Genomic DNA, 16,836 nt, shown 5'->3' with positions numbered 1-16,836 from the left:
CTGTGTCATTGGAAGGTGCGCCGTCGGACGAGGAATCCTCGCTCGCAGACGCGACCGTTAACTTTAGCAGTGCACGAGGATGGGCCCAAATCGGTGCTCACGATCGCTCAGCCCGTGGGCTCCTGTCGCTTGCACCAGGCCAGCAGCCGTTCGGCCGTCAGAGCCTGCCAGCCGCGGATGGTGGGCAGGCCGGGCGGGTCAGGCGCGCGGGAATATGCGTGCAGCGCGGCGGCCAGCGTCAGCACCAGCCGCCACACAGTATCCAGTCCCGCGCCGCCGAAGGCCGGGTGGCTCACCAGTGCGGCCACGTCGAGCGAGCCGCCGTCGGCCACGTCGGCACCGGAGGCCACCACGTCAGCCAGCAGGATGGCCGGATCCAGCCAGCGGGCGGCCTCGTACAGATGCACCCAGTCCACGAACCAGACAGAGTCGGCGTCGAGCAGCACGTTGTCCGCCCGCAGATCGCTGTGGCAGAGGGTGTCCCCGACCAGCTCGGCACGCAGCCGCGCCTCGGCGGCACGGAGGGCATCAGCTCGGGGCCGAACCCAGCTGTCCTGCGACCACGGGTCGTCGGGGTCGAGCAGGACCGCGTCCCAGTTGGTGAAGAAATCGAGCAGCGGTTGCAGGTCGATCCGTTCCGGCCACGGCGACGGGGTCAGCGCGGCGCCCAACGGCGTCAGCGCGTCCAGCACCCGGGTCAGGTCGGCCGCGGTCCACGGGTGGGCCGGGGTGGCTCCGGGCAGCGCGGGAAACACGGTGACCGCCCAGGTCACGCCGCCGACGACCAGCTCGGTCGCCGCCAGCGGGCGGACCACGCCCGGGAGCGACGGCAGCTGACCGGCCACCACCCGTTCCTTCTGATAGAGCTCCAGCGCGACCGTGTTCACCGCCCCGTCCACTGCCTTGACGAAGAGGCGACGTCCGTCGGCGGCCGACACCGTGGCGGCGGTACCGGGGGAGAATCCGCCGACGGCGTCGATCACCTCGACCACCGGGGCGCCCAACCGAGCGGTGACCCAGTCCTGCACGGCGGGCGGCAGCTCCGCCCAGGGACGGCGCACCCCCCGGGCATAGCTCGCGGGCTGGGTCGTCGTCATGGCTGTCATCCTCGCGTTCGCCGGGAGAACCGGCCACTGGTTTTGGCTTCGAAGGGCGCTGGGGAATTGGGGTGGCGACGTAACGTCGTGGGATGATGGTCTGCCGGTCGGTTGCGGCCGGACCCCGGCTGCTGCCGACCTAGATCCCGGTCTGCCGCCGGGACCGACTCGATCCCGACCGAAGTGGAAGTTGACGTGAGCTCACCGAACGTCCCCCGACCTGGCCGCACCGACCCTGCGATCATCCGGAACTTCTCCATCATCGCCCACATCGACCACGGCAAGTCCACTCTGGCCGACCGGATGTTGCAGCTGACCGGCGTTGTCGACGGCCGCGCCATGCGGGCGCAGTATCTCGACCGGATGGACATCGAGCGCGAGCGCGGCATCACGATCAAGTCCCAGGCCGTTCGGATGCCGTGGCAGGCCACCGACGCCGCCGGCACCACCGTCGACTACGTCCTCAACATGATCGACACCCCTGGCCACGTCGACTTCACCTACGAGGTGTCCCGCTCGCTGGCCGCCTGTGAGGGCGCCATCCTGCTCGTTGACGCGGCCCAGGGGATCGAGGCGCAGACCCTGGCCAACCTCTACCTGGCCATCGACGCCGACCTGCACATCATCCCGGTGCTGAACAAGATCGACCTGCCCGGCGCCCAGCCCGAGAAGTACGCCGAGGAGCTGGCCAACATCATCGGCTGCGACCCCTCCGACGTGCTGAGGGTGTCGGCCAAGACCGGTGAGGGCGTACGCGACCTGCTGGACCAGATCGTCACCCAGATCCCGGCCCCGGTGGGGAACCCGGACGCCCCGGCCCGCGCCCTGATCTTCGACTCCGTCTACGACACCTACCGCGGCGTCGTGACGTATGTGCGGGTCATCGACGGGGAGCTGTCGTATCGCGAACGGGTGCTGATGATGTCGACCAAAGCAGTGCACGAGACCCTCGAGGTCGGCGTCATCTCGCCCGATCCGATGAAGTCGAACTCGCTGCGGGTGGGCGAGGTGGGCTACATCATCACCGGGGTGAAGGAGGTCCGTCAGTCCCGCGTCGGTGACACCGTGACCTCGGCGGCCAAGCCCGCCACCGAGTCCCTCGGCGGCTATCGTCACCCCAACCCGATGGTCTACGCCGGGCTGTTCCCCATCGACGGCGCCGACTACCCGGAGCTGCGCGAGGCGCTGGACAAGCTGCAGCTCAACGATGCCGCTCTGGTGTATGAGCCGGAGACCTCCGGTGCCCTCGGCTTCGGTTTCCGGATCGGATTCCTCGGGCTGCTGCACATGGAGATCGTCCGCGAGCGGCTCGAGCGCGAGTTCAACATCGACCTGATCTCCACCGCCCCCAGCGTGGTCTACCGAGTGGAGATGGAGGACGGCACCGAGCGGATCGTCACCAACCCGTCGGAATACCCCAGCGACGGCAAGATCGCCGCCGTCTACGAGCCGGTGGTCAAGGCCACGCTGCTGGCGCCGGCCGAATACATCGGCACCATCCTCGAGCTGTGCCAGGCGCGCCGGGGCGTACAGCTGGGGATGGACTACCTGTCCGAGGACCGGGTCGAGATCCGCTACACCCTGCCGCTGGCCGAGATCGTCTTCGACTTCTTCGATGCGCTGAAGTCGCGGACCAAGGGCTACGCCAGCCTCGACTACGAGCCGTCGGGTGAGGAACGCAGCGACCTGGTCAAGGTCGACATCTTGCTGCATGGCGAGCCGGTGGACGCGTTCTCCTCGATCGTGCACAAGGACAAGGCCTACTCGTACGGGCTGATGATGGCGGGCAAGCTGAAGGATCTGATCCCGCGGCAGCAGTTCGAGGTGCCGATCCAGGCAGCAATCGGCGCCCGCGTGATCGCCCGGGAGACGATCCGGGCGATCCGCAAGGACGTGCTGGCCAAGTGCTACGGCGGTGACATCACCCGCAAGCGCAAGCTGCTGGAGAAGCAGAAAGAGGGCAAGAAGCGGATGAAGATGGTCGGCCGCGTGGAGGTGCCGCAGGAAGCCTTCGTCGCCGCACTGTCCACCACCGAGCCGGTGAAGGCGGACAAGAAGTAGCTGCTGTCGGCGACGGAAGAAGCGGATCGCCTCAGTCGATGCCGGAGCGCTCCACGCCCTGCACCAGGTAGCGCTGCAAGAAGATGAAGACCAGCAGCACCGGCACGATCGCCACCGCGGCCCCGATGAAGAGCTGAGGCATGTCGACCCGCTGGGACGACATGAACTGGCTCAGCGCCACCTGGACGGTGCGGAAGTCGCGGTCCTGACCGATCAGCAGCGGCCACAGGAACGCGTTCCAGGCGCCGATGAAGGTGATGGTGCCGACGGCGGCGCAGATCCCGTAGGTGTTGGGCATCACGATCCGCCAGAACGTACGCCAGTATCCGGCCCCGTCGATGTAGGCCGCCTCCTCCAGTTCGCGGGGGAAGCCGAGGAAGAACTGCCGGAACAAGAAGGTGGCGAAGGCGGAGAACAGCACCGGGACGATCAGTCCACGCAGGGTGGAGATCCAGCCCAGGCTGGACACCATCACGAAGCTGGGGATGAAGGTGACAGCCGCCGGCACCATCAAGGTGAGCACGGTCATCCCCAGGATGATCTTGTTGAATCGGTTGTCGATCCGGGCCAGACCGTAGCCGGCCAGCGCGGAGATCACCACAGTGGCGACCGTCTGCACCACCGCCACCACCGCCGAGTTCGCCATGCTCCGGGCGATCCGGACGTTGTCGTTGGCGAACAGCTCGCGCAGGCTCTGTGTGGTGACGTTGTCGGGGATCCATCGCCACTGGGCCGCCGCCATCAGCTGGGAGGTGGAGAAGGCGTTGCGGAGCAGCACGTAGAAGGGCAGCAGGAACAGTGCTGCGAGCACCACCAGCAACAGATAGCGGAAGGCCACCACGCCGGTTCGCGATCTCATGCCCGGTCCTCCTTGCCGCCGAGTGAGGTGATCTTCAGCTGCACCAGACCGACCGCGGCGATCACCAGCGTCAGCAGGATCGTGCCGGCGCTGCCCAGTCCGAGGTCCTGGGTGCCACCGCCCAAGGAGATCAGATACAGATAGACCAGCGGCGGCCGGGCGAACGGCGGGTAGCCGCCGACCGAGATCAACGTGTTGTAGAACTCGTCGAAGGCCTGGAAGGCAGAGATCAGCAGCAACAGCACCACAGCCACGCTGGTGGCCCGCAGCTGCGGCAGGGTGATGTGACGGAACACCCGCCACCCCTGGGCCCCGTCGATGGCCGCCGCTTCATAGGTGTCGGTCGGGATCCGCTGCAGCCCGGCGATGAACAAGATCATGTAGAATCCGACCTGCAACCACAGCCGCAGTGACACCAGCACCACCCAGTAGAGGTAGTTGCCGCCGCCCAGCCAGTTGATGTTGTCGCCACCCAAGGCACGGATGATGGTGTTGGCCAGCCCGAACCGGGCGCCGTTGAAGAACGACAGCCGCCAGATCATCGCCGCGATCACGTACGAGCAGGCCGTCGGCAGGAAGAAGGCGGAACGGAAGAACGCCTTGGCCACGGTCGCCTTGTTGACCAGCAGCGCCAGTCCGAGCGAGCCGGCGAAGGTGACCGGCACGATGAAGGCCGCGAACACCGTGAACGTACCCATGCTGGTCAGGAACGCCTGGTCGCGCAGCAGATAGGCGTAGTTGGCCAGTCCGACGAACTTGGTCGGGGTGACGGTGTTGCGGGCGTCGAAGAACGACAGGTAGACGCTCCACAGGATGGGGATGTAGACGAAGATCAGCAACCCCAGGAAGAACGGTCCCACGAACACCCAGAACCACAGGTTGCGGTCCGAACGGCCACGAAGCTGCGCGGCCAGGTTGGTCACCTCACGACCCCGGGATCGGCGCGGGTCACGGGTGGGCTGCTAACCATTGACCCGCTTGATGTCGGCGGTGGCCGTGCGGGCGACCTTGGCCAGCTCCGCTTTGGGGTCGGCGTTCTTCTTGACGATGTTGCTCAGCGCACCGGTGTAGGCCTGCTGGATGGCGGGCGTCCAGAGCAGATCGGGTCCGTGGCCCAGCTCCGCGACGAACTTCGCCGCCTCTGCGCCGGCGCCGGTGGCGAGCTTGTCCGCCCGGGGCGCCAGCGCGGTCTTGGCCGGGATATGGGTGCCGTAGGAGTTGGAGAAGTCGACCTGGTAGTCCTCGGAGTCGACCCACAGCCACTTCACGAAAGCCTTGGCGGCCTCGGGGTCCTTGCCCTTGGCGGAGACCACCGCGCTGAACGCACCGGTCGGCACCGCCTGGCGACCGGCGGCCCCGATGCTGGGGAACGGCACCACGCCGAAGTCGTCGCCGAACGCCTTCTCGACGTCCGGCAGCGCCCACAGTCCGGTCCACTGCATGGCGGTCTCGCCGTTGATCAACGGCGCGGCGTCGAACCAGTCGGTGGAGGCACTCTCCAGCAGTCCGTTGTCGGGGTTGAAGTCGCGGAACTGGGTGAGCGCGGCATACATCGCGGGGTCGTCGAAACCGATTCCGGTCTTGTCCTCGTTCAGATACTCGAACCCGCTCGCCCAGATCAGCAGCGAGCCGAGGACGCCCAGACCGCCGTCGTTGCCGGCGAAGAAGCCGCCCATGTCCTTGGTCTGCACGGCCTTGGCCGCGTTGATCAGCTCCTCCAGCGTCGTCGGCGGTTGCACGCCCGCCTTCTCCAGCGCCGACTTGCGGTAGTAGAGCATCTGCATGTCGACGGTCTGCGGGATGGCCCACACCTTGTCCTGCCAGATCATCGGGGAGATCACGCCGGACGCGAACTGGCTCCGGGCGTCGCCGACGACGTCGGTGAGGTCGAGCACCTGACCGGCCTTGATCATGTCGAGGGTCGGGCCGTTGCCATACTCGAACACGTCGGGGACCTGGTCGGTGAGCAGCGCGGCGGCGACCAGCTTCTCGTACTCCCCGGAGTTCCACTTCACACTCACGCTGGCCGGCTCGTACGCCGCGGCGTAGCGCTTGACCGCGTCCTCGACGCCGTCCTCGCCGTACTCGTGGTACCACTGCGTCAGCGTGGGCTTGGCCCCACCGGAGGCGCCCGAGGAGCTGCCCGGATCGGGCCGCCCGGTGTTGCTGCCGCAGGCTGACAGCCCGACGGCGGTGGCGGCGAGACCGCCAGCGAGGGAGAGGAAATGTCGACGGGGGAGAGCCATAGCCGCACTCTAATTGACCCGGCGTCGACCACTGCAGACAGGCCACCATGCGAGCGCCGACCGCGGCGTGCGCACCTGGTGGGGAGCCACGGGCGAGGTCTAGGCTGCGGCAGGTGACCGATGCCAGCCAGCCCGACTCTCCCGGCGACGCCGCCCGACTCCGGTCGGTGCTGCGGTGAGGCTGGGACGCCTCCGGGGACCGGCCACCGCGCTGGTGCGATCCCTGCTGCGCCCGCGCGCCGGCGGTGCTCCAGCGGCCCCGGCCGCCGCGGATACGTACGCCCCACGCGCCGACGGGCGAGCGGACCCGGGGGAGGTCGTCTGGGCCTGGGTGCCGTACGAGGACGATCCCACCCGCGGCAAGGACCGGCCGGTGCTGGTGGTGGGGCGCCAGCGCGACGTCCTGCTGGGTCTGTATCTGACCAGCAAGGACCACGACCGCGACGCAGCGTCGGAGGAGCGGGCCGGTCGCTCCTGGATGGATCTGGGCGTCGGCGACTGGGATCGACGTCGTCGGCCCAGCGAGGTCCGGCTGGACCGGTTGCTCCGGCTCGCCGACGCCGACGTACGCCGGGAGGGAGCGGCCCTGCAGCGCACGCTGTACGACCGCGTCCTCACCCAGGCGCGGGCCCATCACCGGATCTGACCCTGCGCACCGGAGGTCGGCCCTGATCGCACCGCTACCACCCGGCGACTAGCCTCGAGCCATGCCGTCCACCCTCCCCGAGGGCGAGCCCGTCCCCACTGACGGCGCCCTGCCCCCCAGCGCCCGCGATGCGGTGGGCCGCCGACCGTTGAGCGTGTACGTGCACGTGCCCTTCTGCACCACCCGGTGTGGCTACTGCGACTTCAACACCTACACCGCGGCCGAGCTGGGTCCGGCGCCCGGGGCGAGCCGCGCCAGCTACGTCGACGCGGCACTAGACGAGCTGGACCTGGCGGCCCGGGCCCTGGGGCCGGACGCGCCGACCGTCTCGACCGTCTTCGTCGGCGGTGGGACGCCCACCCTGCTGCCGCCGGCCGACCTGGGTCGGCTGGTCAGCGGGATCCGCGACCGGTTCGGACTGAGCGACGACGCCGAGGTGACCACCGAGTCCAACCCCGACTCGATCGACGCGGCCGGACTGTCCGCGCTGGTCGAAGCCGGCTTCAACCGGATCTCGTTCGGGATGCAGTCGGCGGTGCCGCACGTCCTGGCCACCTTGGACCGGGTGCACTCGCCCGGTCGACCGCAGCAGGCGGTGCGCGAGGCCAAGGCCGCCGGCTTCCGCAGCACCAGCCTGGACCTGATCTACGGCACACCGGGGGAGTCGGGCCCTGACTGGCAGCGGAGCCTGGACGAGGCGCTCGACGCGGGGCCCGACCACGTCAGCGCCTACGCCCTGATCGTGGAGGACGGCACCCGGCTGGCGGCGACGATCCGCCGCGGCAAGCTGCCAATGACCGACGACGACGATCTGGCCGACAAGTATCTGATGGCCGAGCAGACGCTGACCGCCGCCGGCTACGCCGCGTACGAGGTCAGCAACTGGGCCACCGCGGACGAGCACCGCTGCCGGCACAATCTCGCCTACTGGCGCGGGGACGACTGGTGGGGCATCGGACCCGGGGCACACAGCCACGTCGGCGGCACCCGGTGGTGGAACGTCAAGCACCCGGCCGCGTACGCCGGCCGGCTCGCGGCCCACCTGTCGCCGGCCCACTCCCGCGAGGTGCTGACCGACGCCGACCGGCGGATCGAGAAGGTGCTGCTGGAGCTGCGGCTGGCCGACGGTCTCGCGGCCGGGACCCTCACCGCATCGGAGTCACGCCGGGTGCCGGAGCTGGTCGAGCGGGGTCTGGTCGACGCCGTGAACGATCGGTTGGTGCTGACCCTGCCGGGTCGGCTGCTGGCCGACGGCGTGGTCCGCGACCTGCTCGACTGAGCTCAGGGCCGCAGGCCGGCGCCGACGACGTGCGGCCTCAGGAGTCGCGCGCCACGTGGTCGACGGTGACGAAGTCGATCAGCTCCTCGACGGTGGTGAGCAGGCTGGTCTCCAGATCGGTCCAGGTGCTCACGCGGGCCAGGATCCGCTGCCAGGCGCGGGCGATGTCGGCCTGGTCGGCGTGCGGCCAGCCCAGCGCCGCGCAGATCCCGTGCTTCCAGTCGGTGCCGCGGGGGATGACGGGCCAGGCGTCCAGGCCCAGCCGGTCGGGCTTCACCGCCTGCCAGATGTCGATGTAGGGGTGGCCGGCCACCATCACGTAGTTGCCGCCTTCCCCGGCCGCGACCTCGTCGGCGATCCGGGACTCCTTGCTGCCCGGGACCAGGTGGTCGACCAGCACGCCGAGGCGGCGACCCTGCTCGGGGGCGAAGTCGGCCACGATCCCGGGCAGGTCGTCGACGCCGCCGAGGAACTCCACCACCACGCCGCTGTGGCGCAGGTCGTCGCCCCAGACCTTCTCGACCAGCTCGGCGTCGTGTCGTCCCTCGACATAGATGCGGCTGGGCAGAGCCACCTTCGCTCGTTCGAACGGGGTGGCGACCGAACCGGAGGCCGTGCGGGTCGTGGTCTTCGCGGCCTTGCGGACGGGTGCCTTCAAGGTCACCGGCTTCCCCTCGTACCAGAAGCCGGCGCCGAGCGGGAAGCTGCGCTTGACGCCGCGGCGGTCCTCCAGGACCACGATGCCGTTCTCCCACCGCGTCACCGCGCCGCAGAAGCCCGTACTGACATCCTCGACCACCAAGCCCGATGAGATCACCAGGTCGGCGCTGACGACCTTGTGCTTGGCCTGCCAGCCAGGGCGGAGGACGTCACCGGAGTAGCGGTCGTGAGGGGTGGACACCCCCGGGAGCCTAGATCACCCGTCGGACCTGCCTCGGCAGGTGGGCGGGGTGTCGGGCCCGCTTCGGTGCAGTCGCTTCGTGATCGAGGAAAGCGCCACCCGGCAGGAGATGCTGTGGTCTATTGGTTGGTATGGCGACAATGGCGATGTTTCCCCTCGGGAGTGTGCTGCTCCCGCACATGCCACTTCAGCTCAGGATTTTCGAGGAACGCTATCTGGTCATGCTCTCGCGGCTGGCGGCCACCACGCGGTTCGAGTTCGGTGTGGTGCTGATCGAGCGCGGGCAGGAGTTCGGGGGCGGCGAGCAGCGGTTCGATGTGGGCACCGTGGCACGGGTGGTCGAGCTGAGCTCGATGGTGAACGGGATGGTGGGACTGGTCGCTCAGGGGGAACGGCGGATCGTGGTCCGCGACTGGCTGGAGGAGAACCCGCATCCGCGGGCGACGGTGACCGAGCTGCCCGACCTGGTCTGGGACCCGGAGCTGCAACCGCTGCTCGAGCACGCCGAACGGACCGTGCGCCGCGCGCTCAGTCTGGCCACCGAGTTCGAAGAGCCGGCGTGGTCGGCCGGCGTGGTGCTGGCCGCGGACCGGCTGCAGCTCTGCTGGCAGCTGGCTGGGATCGCTCCGGTGGGACCGCTCGACCAGCTGGCGCTGCTGAAGTCCGCCACCGTCGAGGACCTGCTGCACCAGGTGATCGAGCTGACCGAGGACGTGGCCGAAGGATGGTCAGTGCCGTGGGGCCCGGGCCCCGACGACCCGACGCTGGATGAGGACGCGGAGTGAGGCGCTTGGACGCGCGCCCTGGCTGAGTCCCGGGGCGGTTCTCAGGTGCTGCTGCGCCGGATCAGCTCGACCGGCAGCAGCACCCGCTGCTCGGCCGCGTCGGGGTCCAGCAACAAGGTGCCGACCCGGCGCCCCTTCTCGGTGATCGGTTGCCGCACGGTGGTGAGACCCGCCGCCGCTGCGGCCGGGATGTCGTCGAACCCGCAGACGGCCACGTCGGCTCCGGCCGCCAGCCCTCGGTTCGCCAGCACGTCGAGCACCCCCAGCGCCAGCACATCGCTCAGCGCCACCACCGCGGTGGGGCTGAAACCGGAGTCGAGGGCGCAGTCGGCGGCGGCGCGGCCGGAGATCACGGCGTTGTGGCCGCCCGTCACCACCTGCAGCTGAGCCTGGGGCAGCGAGCGCCGTAGACCTCGCAGTCGTGCTGCATAGTCGATGCACACCACATCGGCATCGCTGACCACACCGGCCAGACGGTTCGTCGGCCGGTTGGCCTCGACCACCACGGTGATCCGCCGGTGACCGAGCTCGGCCAGGTGCCTGCCGACCAGCTCGCCGGCGGCCTCGTCGTCGATGGCGACCCAGGACGACCCCGGCTCGTCGTCGATCACGGTGGACACCACCCGGATGCCGCGGATCCGGGCGACTGCCGCAGCGGGATGGTCCTCGGCCAGGCAGAGGGTGGTCAGGGCGTCGATGCTGGCCCGGCGCAGCGGTCCCACATCGGGTCCGTCAGCGGTGGTGGAGAGTGGCAGCAGCATGATGGCGGTGCCGCGCTGCTCCAGCACCTCGCTCAGCCCGGCCAGGAACTCGATCGCGAACGGGTCGGAGAAGGCGTACGACAGCCGCTCGGTCAGCAGCACGCCGATCGCGTTCGCCCGGCCGCTGCGCAACGTCCGCCCGGCCGGGTCGGGCCCGGCATAGCCCAGCTCGGCGGCCGTGGCCAGGATGCGTTGCCGCAGCTCCGCCGACAGCTGGTCGGGGTGGTTGTAGGCGTTGGAGACGGTGGAGGCAGAGACTCCCACCGCCTGCGCCAGGGTCTTGACGGTCACGCGAGGCACGCCGGCTCCCGTCTGCTGCGGTCGACTAGAACGTTGCAGATCGTATCTGCTTCGGGCGCTGCCGCCCGGGTCGTACTGCTTCGGGCGCTGCCGCCGGGGTCACGCCAGGGGCAGCGTTGGGCGGGTGCCCTTCAATCCGTGGCCGCTGAGCTGGGCGTACCCGACGTGGACGCCGGCTTCGACGTGCGCTGCCGGATACGGCCACTGCCCGGCGGCCAGGGCGTCGGCTTCGGCCACTCCGGACTCGACCAGCCGGCGGATCTCGCCCGACACGGCGGCGATCTCGCCGCGGGCGTTGAAGACGAACTCGCGCTCCACCGGCTCACCGTGGCCGGGCACGGCCCGGGTGGTCGGGGTCATCAGGCCGATCACGCCGTCCAGGGTGGCCGCCCACTCGTGCGGGAAGGAGTCGTCGGAGAACCACGGGGGACCCGCGGACTCGAGCAGGTCACCGACGAACAGGACGTCGGCGTCCGGCACCACCACCACCAGGTCGCCGTCGGTGTGTCCCTGGCCCAGGTGGGCGATCTCCACCCGGCGGTCGCCGAGGTCCACCGCGGCCGCGACCACGATCTGCCGGTTGGGTCCGCGCAGTTCGGCCACATCGAAGCCGAGCTCGACACTCATGCGAGCCAGCTCAGGCGTCGGCGCCAGGCGAGTGGCCAAGGTCTCGTGCCCGATGGTCTCCAGATCGTCGAAGGCGGCCAGACCGAACGCATGGTCGTAGTGCCAGTGGGTGGCGACCACCACCCGCAGCGGCACGTCGACGTGGGCGGCGACCGCGGCCCGGACGGCAGCTCCTTGGGCCGGGCTCGAACCGGTGTCGACCAGCAGCGCCGACTCGCTGCCGACCACCAGGCCCAGGGTGACGGCTGCGGGTTCGGCGACGGCCAGATAGACGCCGGGGGCGATCTCCCGCCACGGGGTGAGGCTGCTCACGGCTTCCCTTCCGACGTTGGGTGGTGCGACCAGGCTAGACTGGCACTCGGGCCATAGGAGTGCCAACTGCCCGGCTGAGCCGGCCCCGGAACAGACGCGAGACGAGGAGGGAGACGCGATGGACGATCGGAAACTGCAGGTACTGCGAGCCATCGTCACCGACTACGTCTCCAGCCAGGAACCGGTCGGCTCCAAGACACTGGTGGACCGCCACGACCTCGGGGTGTCGCCGGCCACCGTCCGTAACGACATGGCCGCGCTGGAGGAGGAGGGCTACATCACCCAGCCCCACACCAGCGCGGGCCGCATCCCGACTGACAAGGGCTATCGACTGTTCGTCGACCGACTGGGCTCGGTCAAGCCGCTCTCGCCGGCCGAGAAGCGGGCGATCCAGAGCTTCCTGTCCGGAGCGCTCGACCTCGACGACGTGCTGCACCGCACCGTGCGGCTGCTGGCCCAGGTCACCCAGCAGGTGGCGATCGTGCAGTACCCGACCCTGAGCCGGTCCACCGTGCGCCATGTCGAGGTGGTGTCGCTGTCGACCTCCCGGATCATGTTGATCCTGATCACCTCCACCGGCCGGGTCGAGCAGCGGGCGGTCGAAGTCAGCGAGCACGACGACGAGACGCTGGGCGTGCTGCGGTCCCGGCTCAACGCCGCCGTGGTGGGCCGCTCGACCTCAGCCGCCGCCGCGTCGCTGAGCACGGTCAGCACCGAGTGGCCGACCGAGAGCCACGCGCTGGGCCAGGCCTGCATCGCCACCTTGCTGGAGATGCTCAACAGCGAGGCCAGCAGCCGGATGGTCGTCGGCGGCGTGCCGAACCTGACCCGGTTCTCCGACGACTTCGAGACCACGGTGAAGCCGGTGCTGGAGGCGCTGGAGGAGCAGGTCGTGCTGCTCCGCCTGCTCGGCGAGGCGACGAGCGCCGACGTCCTGACCGTGCGGATCGGCCAGGAGAACCCGTACAAGGAGCTACAGACCACCTCCGTGATCGCCACCGGCTACGGAAACCAGGAGGACACCTGGGCGACCCTCGGCATCGTCGGTCCGACCCGGATGGATTACCCCTCGACCATGGCATCGGTCCGAGCCGTAGCGCGCTACGTCGGCCGGTTCCTCTCTGAAGGATGACAAATCGCACATGAGCTCTGACTATTACGACATCCTCGGGGTGTCCCGCGACGCCAGCCCCGAGCAGATCAAGAAGGCCTATCGCCAGCTGGCGATGAAGCTTCACCCTGACGTGGCACAGGAGCCGGAGGCGGCCGAGCGCTTCAAGAAGGTGGCGGAGGCGTACGAGGTGCTGGCCGACCCGGCCAAGCGCGACCTCTACGACCGCGGCGGGGATCCGATCGGCGGCGGGATGGGCGGCTTCAACGGCGGCGGTGGCTTCGGCCAGGCCGGCGGGTTCGACTTCACCAACCTGGTCGACGCGATGTTCGGCCAGCAGGCCTCCCGTGGACCGCGCTCGCGAGTACGCCGCGGCCAGGATGCGCTGGTCCGCCTCGACCTCGAGCTGGCCGAAGCGGCCTTCGGCACGACCAAGCCGCTTCGGGTCGACACCGCGGTGCTCTGCCCCCGCTGTGGCGGATCGGGCGCCAACGAGGGCTCTCAGCCGGTCAAGTGCGCCACCTGCCACGGGCAGGGTGACGTGACCCACGTGCAGCGCTCCTTCATCGGCGACATCCGCACCACCCAGCCGTGCCCGACCTGCCGCGGCTACGGCACCGTCATCCCGAACCCGTGTTCGGAGTGCTCCGGCGACGGCCGGATCCGCTCCACCCGCACCATCAATGTGAAGATCCCGGCCGGTGTCAGCACCGGCAACCGCATCCACCTGGCCTCCCACGGCGAGGTCGGCCCCGGCGGCGGACCGGCCGGCGACCTCTACGTCGAGCTGCAGGTCGAGCCACACGAGGTGTTCAAGCGCGACGGCGATGACCTCGAGGTCGTCGTCCGGATCCCGATGACCGCTGCGGCGCTGGGCACCGAGGTGACCGTGGCCACCTTGGAAGCCGATCTCGCCGACGCCGACCCGGTGGACACCTCGGTCCAGGTGGCGGTGCCGGCCGGCACCCAGTCGGGCACCCGGATCGCCATCGACGGCAAGGGCGTACCGCGCCTTCGTGCCAACGGTCGTGGCCAGCTCGGGGTCACCCTGCTGGTCCAGACGCCGACCCGGATCGACAGTGAGCAGCGTGAGCTGCTGCGCCAGCTGGCCGAGCTGCGCGAGGAGACCGTGGCCGAGGTGACCGTACAGAAGCACAGCAAGGGCGTCTTCGGCCGGTTGCGTGACGCATTCGCCGGCTGACCGGCCGTGACCGACCCGCTCTTCCTGCTCGACCTGACCGACCCGCTGCCGGCGGTCGGGGCCTCGGTCCGCCTCGGCGGTGAGGAGGGCCGCCACGCCGCCGTCGTCCGTCGGATCCGCCCGGGCGAGCGGGTCCTGCTGTCCGACGGCTCCGGCCGCGGCCTGCGCGGCGAGGTCGCCACAGCCGACAAGACCGGCCTGGAGGTGACGGTGACCGAGCAGCTGCAGGCGCCGGCTGCCGCGGTGCGGTTCGTGGTCGCCCAGGCGCTGGCCAAGGGGGACCGCTCCGAGCTGGCGCTGGAGATGCTGACCGAGATGGGCGTGGACGAGATCATCCCCTGGCAGTCGTCGCGCTCGATCGTGCGCTGGTCGGCCGAGCGGGGGGACAAGGCGCTGGCGCGCTGGCGCTCCACCGTCCGAGAAGCCACCAAGCAGTCCCGGCGGCTGCGGCAGCCACGTGTCGCCGAGCCGGTGACCACCAAGCAGCTGCTGGACCGGGCCCGGGCCGCGGACCTGGCCCTCACCCTGCACGAGGACGCGACCAGCTGGCTGGCCGACGTGACCCTGCCGACCGCCGGTGAGGTGCTGATGGTGGTCGGACCCGAGGGCGGCATCAGCCCCGAGGAGCTGACCGCCCTGACCGACGCCGGCGCCCGGGCCGTCCTGGTCAGCGACGGCGTGCTCCGTACGTCCACCGCCGGCGTGGTGGCGCTGGCCGGGCTGAAGCTGCGATGAGCGCTTTCCCGTCTGAGTTCGGGTTCACCCCCGAAGTACGGCTGGACTCCGGGCTGGGCCGGACCGGGGTGATCCACACCCCCCACGGGAATATCCGGACCCCCGCGTTCGTCGCCGTGGGCACCAAGGCGACGGTGAAGGCGGTGCTGCCGGAGACGATGGCCGAGCTGGGCGCGCAGGCCGTGCTGGCCAACGCCTACCACCTCTTCCTCCAGCCGGGGCCCGACATCGTCGACGAGGCCGGCGGGCTGGGGGCGTTCATGAACTGGCCGGGCCCGACCTTCACCGACAGCGGCGGGTTCCAGGTGCTGTCGCTGGGTGCCGGGTTCAAGAAGGTGCTGGCGATGGATACGACCGGGCTGGCCGACGACGACGTGATCGCGGCGGGGCGTACCCGGTTGGCGCAGGTGGACGACGAGGGCGTCACGTTCACCTCACACCTCGACGGTCGGCGGCACCGGTTCACCCCGGAGGTCTCGATGCAGATCCAGCATCAGCTGGGTGCCGACATCATCTTCGCCTTCGACGAGTGCACCACCTTGATGAACACGCGGGCCTACCAGGAGCGCTCGGTGGCCCGCACCCAGGCGTGGGCGCGACGGTGTCTGGCCGAGCACGGCCGGCAGACCCGGCTCCGCGCCGACAAGCCGTACCAGGCCCTGTTCGGTGTGGTGCAGGGCGCGCAGTACGAGGACCTGCGCCGTCAGGCGGTCCACGACCTGCTGAGCCTGGAGGTCGAGGGGTTCTCCTTCGACGGCTACGGCATCGGCGGGGCGCTGGAGAAGCACAACCTCGGCACCATCGTCGGCTGGGTGAGCGAGGAGCTGCCGGAAGACCGGGCACGGCACCTGCTGGGGATCTCGGAGCCGGACGACATCTTCACCGCGATCGAGAACGGCGCCGACACCTTCGACTGCGTGTCCCCGTCCCGGGTGGCGCGCAACGCCGCGGTCTACACCCGCGACGGCCGGTTCAACGTCAACACCGCCGCCCAGCGGCGTACGTTCGCCCCGATCGACGACGACTGCGACTGCTACACCTGCGCCCACTACACCCGGGCCTATCTGCACCACCTCTTCAAGGCCAAGGAGATGCTGGCCTCCACCTTGTGCACGATCCACAACGAGCGGTTCGTGGTGCGTCTGGTCGACGACATCCGGGCCAGCATCGAGACCGGGGACTTCGCCGCCTTCCGGACCGAGTTCCTGGGCCGCTACTACGCCGGCCGCTGAGCCGGCTCGCGACGCCGGATCGCCCGGATCACGGCGTAGGTGAGGGGCAGGCAGACCACCTCGACGGCCACCTTGTAGACGTAGCCGGTGACGGTGTAGTCGAACAGGTTCGCACTCGACAAGATGCCGCCGAAGGCGATGACGCAGAAGATCACCGTATCGGCCAGCTCGCCGACCAGGGTCGAGCCGAGCAGGCGTGCCCACAGGCTCCGTTCCCGGGTCCGCTTCTTGATCGCCACCAGCACATACGCGTTCAGCAGCTGCCCGGCCAGATAGCCGCAGAGGCTGGCCGCCACGATCCGTGGCACGAAGCCCAGCACGGCCGACCACGCCTCCTGGTTGGGCCAGTCCGGGGCCGGTGGCGAGGACGCCACCGCCAAGAAGGTGACCGAGGCCAGTGCGGCGAGGACGAAGCCGGTGACGATGGCGCGGCGGGCCCGCCGCAGCCCGTACACCTCAGCCAGGACGTCGCCGAGCACGTAGGTCAGGGGGAACAAGAACGCGCCGCCGTCGGTGATCAGCAAGGTGCCCACCACCGGCAGCGCGAACGGGAGCTCGAAGGCGATCGCCTTCGTCGCGGCCACGTTGGAGATCAGTAGCAGGCCGCAGAAGGCGGCCAGCACCACGTCATAGCTGCCCAGCACCTCCCGTGAGGTCTCGGCAGTGCTCGCGCGCCCGGTCAC

16 protein-coding genes are annotated in these 16,836 nt (G+C 69.7%); 8 read left to right on the top strand and 8 right to left on the bottom strand.

What is annotated here, in order from left to right:
• Window positions 1-107 precede the first annotated feature (107 nt).
• Window positions 108-1,097 (bottom strand): phosphotransferase, encoded by a 990-nt coding sequence (locus tag AC1XX3_RS00180; protein ID WP_483319054.1) that lies wholly within the window; start codon window positions 1,095-1,097, stop codon window positions 108-110.
• A 195-nt stretch (window positions 1,098-1,292) separates the two neighbouring features.
• Between AC1XX3_RS00180 and lepA the strand changes: the two genes are divergently transcribed.
• Entirely contained in the window at window positions 1,293-3,158 is a 1,866-nt protein-coding gene (gene lepA, locus AC1XX3_RS00175) for a translation elongation factor 4 (protein WP_483319053.1), read from the top strand.
• Between the two features lie 31 nt (window positions 3,159-3,189).
• Here lepA and AC1XX3_RS00170 read toward each other — a convergent pair whose 3' ends face one another.
• Genes AC1XX3_RS00170 through AC1XX3_RS00160 form a run of 3 tightly spaced genes read right to left on the bottom strand, consistent with a single transcriptional unit; the run spans window position 3,190 to window position 6,263 of the window.
• Window positions 3,190-4,017 (bottom strand): carbohydrate ABC transporter permease, encoded by an 828-nt coding sequence (locus AC1XX3_RS00170; RefSeq protein WP_483319052.1) that lies wholly within the window; start codon window positions 4,015-4,017, stop codon window positions 3,190-3,192.
• A complete protein-coding gene (locus tag AC1XX3_RS00165; RefSeq protein ID WP_483319051.1) occupies window positions 4,014-4,940 on the bottom strand; it encodes a carbohydrate ABC transporter permease in 927 nt (308 codons plus the stop codon). The genes AC1XX3_RS00170 and AC1XX3_RS00165 overlap by 4 nt, the downstream gene beginning before the upstream one ends.
• 39 nt (window positions 4,941-4,979) lie before the next feature.
• On the bottom strand, window positions 4,980-6,263 hold the full coding sequence (locus AC1XX3_RS00160; RefSeq protein ID WP_483319050.1) for an ABC transporter substrate-binding protein: 1,284 nt from the start codon (window positions 6,261-6,263) through the stop codon (window positions 4,980-4,982).
• Window positions 6,264-6,438: 175 nt separating this feature from the next.
• On the opposite strand from AC1XX3_RS00160, the gene AC1XX3_RS00155 reads away from it, so the two are divergent.
• Both AC1XX3_RS00155 and hemW read left to right on the top strand, forming a co-directional pair.
• Window positions 6,439-6,909, top strand: a complete 471-nt coding sequence (locus AC1XX3_RS00155; protein WP_483319049.1) for a type II toxin-antitoxin system PemK/MazF family toxin — start codon at window positions 6,439-6,441, stop codon at window positions 6,907-6,909.
• Window positions 6,910-6,970: 61 nt separating this feature from the next.
• Window positions 6,971-8,188 carry a radical SAM family heme chaperone HemW gene (gene hemW, locus AC1XX3_RS00150; RefSeq protein WP_483319048.1) on the top strand — a complete coding sequence of 406 codons (1,218 nt, stop codon included), beginning with the start codon at window positions 6,971-6,973 and terminating at the stop codon, window positions 8,186-8,188.
• Between the two features lie 37 nt (window positions 8,189-8,225).
• On the opposite strand, the gene AC1XX3_RS00145 is transcribed toward hemW, so the two are convergent.
• Window positions 8,226-9,089: a DUF3097 domain-containing protein gene (locus tag AC1XX3_RS00145; protein ID WP_483319047.1), complete on the bottom strand. Its 864-nt coding sequence runs from the start codon at window positions 9,087-9,089 to the stop codon at window positions 8,226-8,228.
• 140 nt (window positions 9,090-9,229) lie between these two features.
• Between AC1XX3_RS00145 and AC1XX3_RS00140 the strand changes: the two genes are divergently transcribed.
• Window positions 9,230-9,874, top strand: coding sequence for an LON peptidase substrate-binding domain-containing protein (locus AC1XX3_RS00140; RefSeq protein ID WP_483319046.1), 645 nt, complete (start codon window positions 9,230-9,232; stop codon window positions 9,872-9,874).
• Between the two features lie 41 nt (window positions 9,875-9,915).
• Here the strand turns inward: AC1XX3_RS00140 and AC1XX3_RS00135 are convergent, their stop codons facing one another.
• Together AC1XX3_RS00135 and AC1XX3_RS00130 are read right to left on the bottom strand one after the other, a co-directional pair.
• Window positions 9,916-10,935 (bottom strand): LacI family DNA-binding transcriptional regulator, encoded by a 1,020-nt coding sequence (locus tag AC1XX3_RS00135; protein WP_483319045.1) that lies wholly within the window; start codon window positions 10,933-10,935, stop codon window positions 9,916-9,918.
• A 99-nt stretch (window positions 10,936-11,034) separates the two neighbouring features.
• Entirely contained in the window at window positions 11,035-11,874 is an 840-nt protein-coding gene (locus tag AC1XX3_RS00130) for an MBL fold metallo-hydrolase (protein ID WP_483319044.1), read from the bottom strand.
• A 118-nt stretch (window positions 11,875-11,992) separates the two neighbouring features.
• Here AC1XX3_RS00130 and hrcA point away from each other — a divergent pair, with 118 nt between their 5' ends.
• From hrcA to tgt, 4 genes are read left to right on the top strand one after another with little or no spacing between them, the layout of a single operon-like run.
• Window positions 11,993-13,006 carry a heat-inducible transcriptional repressor HrcA gene (gene hrcA, locus AC1XX3_RS00125; RefSeq protein WP_483319043.1) on the top strand — a complete coding sequence of 338 codons (1,014 nt, stop codon included), beginning with the start codon at window positions 11,993-11,995 and terminating at the stop codon, window positions 13,004-13,006.
• Between the two features lie 10 nt (window positions 13,007-13,016).
• Window positions 13,017-14,186: a molecular chaperone DnaJ gene (gene dnaJ, locus AC1XX3_RS00120; RefSeq protein WP_483319042.1), complete on the top strand. Its 1,170-nt coding sequence runs from the start codon at window positions 13,017-13,019 to the stop codon at window positions 14,184-14,186.
• A 6-nt stretch (window positions 14,187-14,192) separates the two neighbouring features.
• A complete protein-coding gene (locus tag AC1XX3_RS00115; RefSeq protein WP_483319041.1) occupies window positions 14,193-14,921 on the top strand; it encodes a 16S rRNA (uracil(1498)-N(3))-methyltransferase in 729 nt (242 codons plus the stop codon).
• Window positions 14,918-16,153 carry a tRNA guanosine(34) transglycosylase Tgt gene (tgt, locus tag AC1XX3_RS00110; protein ID WP_483319040.1) on the top strand — a complete coding sequence of 412 codons (1,236 nt, stop codon included), beginning with the start codon at window positions 14,918-14,920 and terminating at the stop codon, window positions 16,151-16,153. Before AC1XX3_RS00115 ends, tgt begins: the two co-directional genes overlap by 4 nt.
• Here the strand turns inward: tgt and AC1XX3_RS00105 are convergent.
• Window positions 16,138-16,836 carry a queuosine precursor transporter gene (locus AC1XX3_RS00105; RefSeq protein WP_483319039.1) on the bottom strand — a complete coding sequence of 233 codons (699 nt, stop codon included), beginning with the start codon at window positions 16,834-16,836 and terminating at the stop codon, window positions 16,138-16,140. The two genes, tgt and AC1XX3_RS00105, sit on opposite strands and share 16 nt — an antisense overlap.

The sequence above is a fragment of the Microlunatus sp. M237 genome (assembly GCF_056896895.1).
The sequence above is the reverse complement of the archived record's forward strand: the minus strand, read 5'-3'. Positions and strand labels throughout refer to the sequence as shown.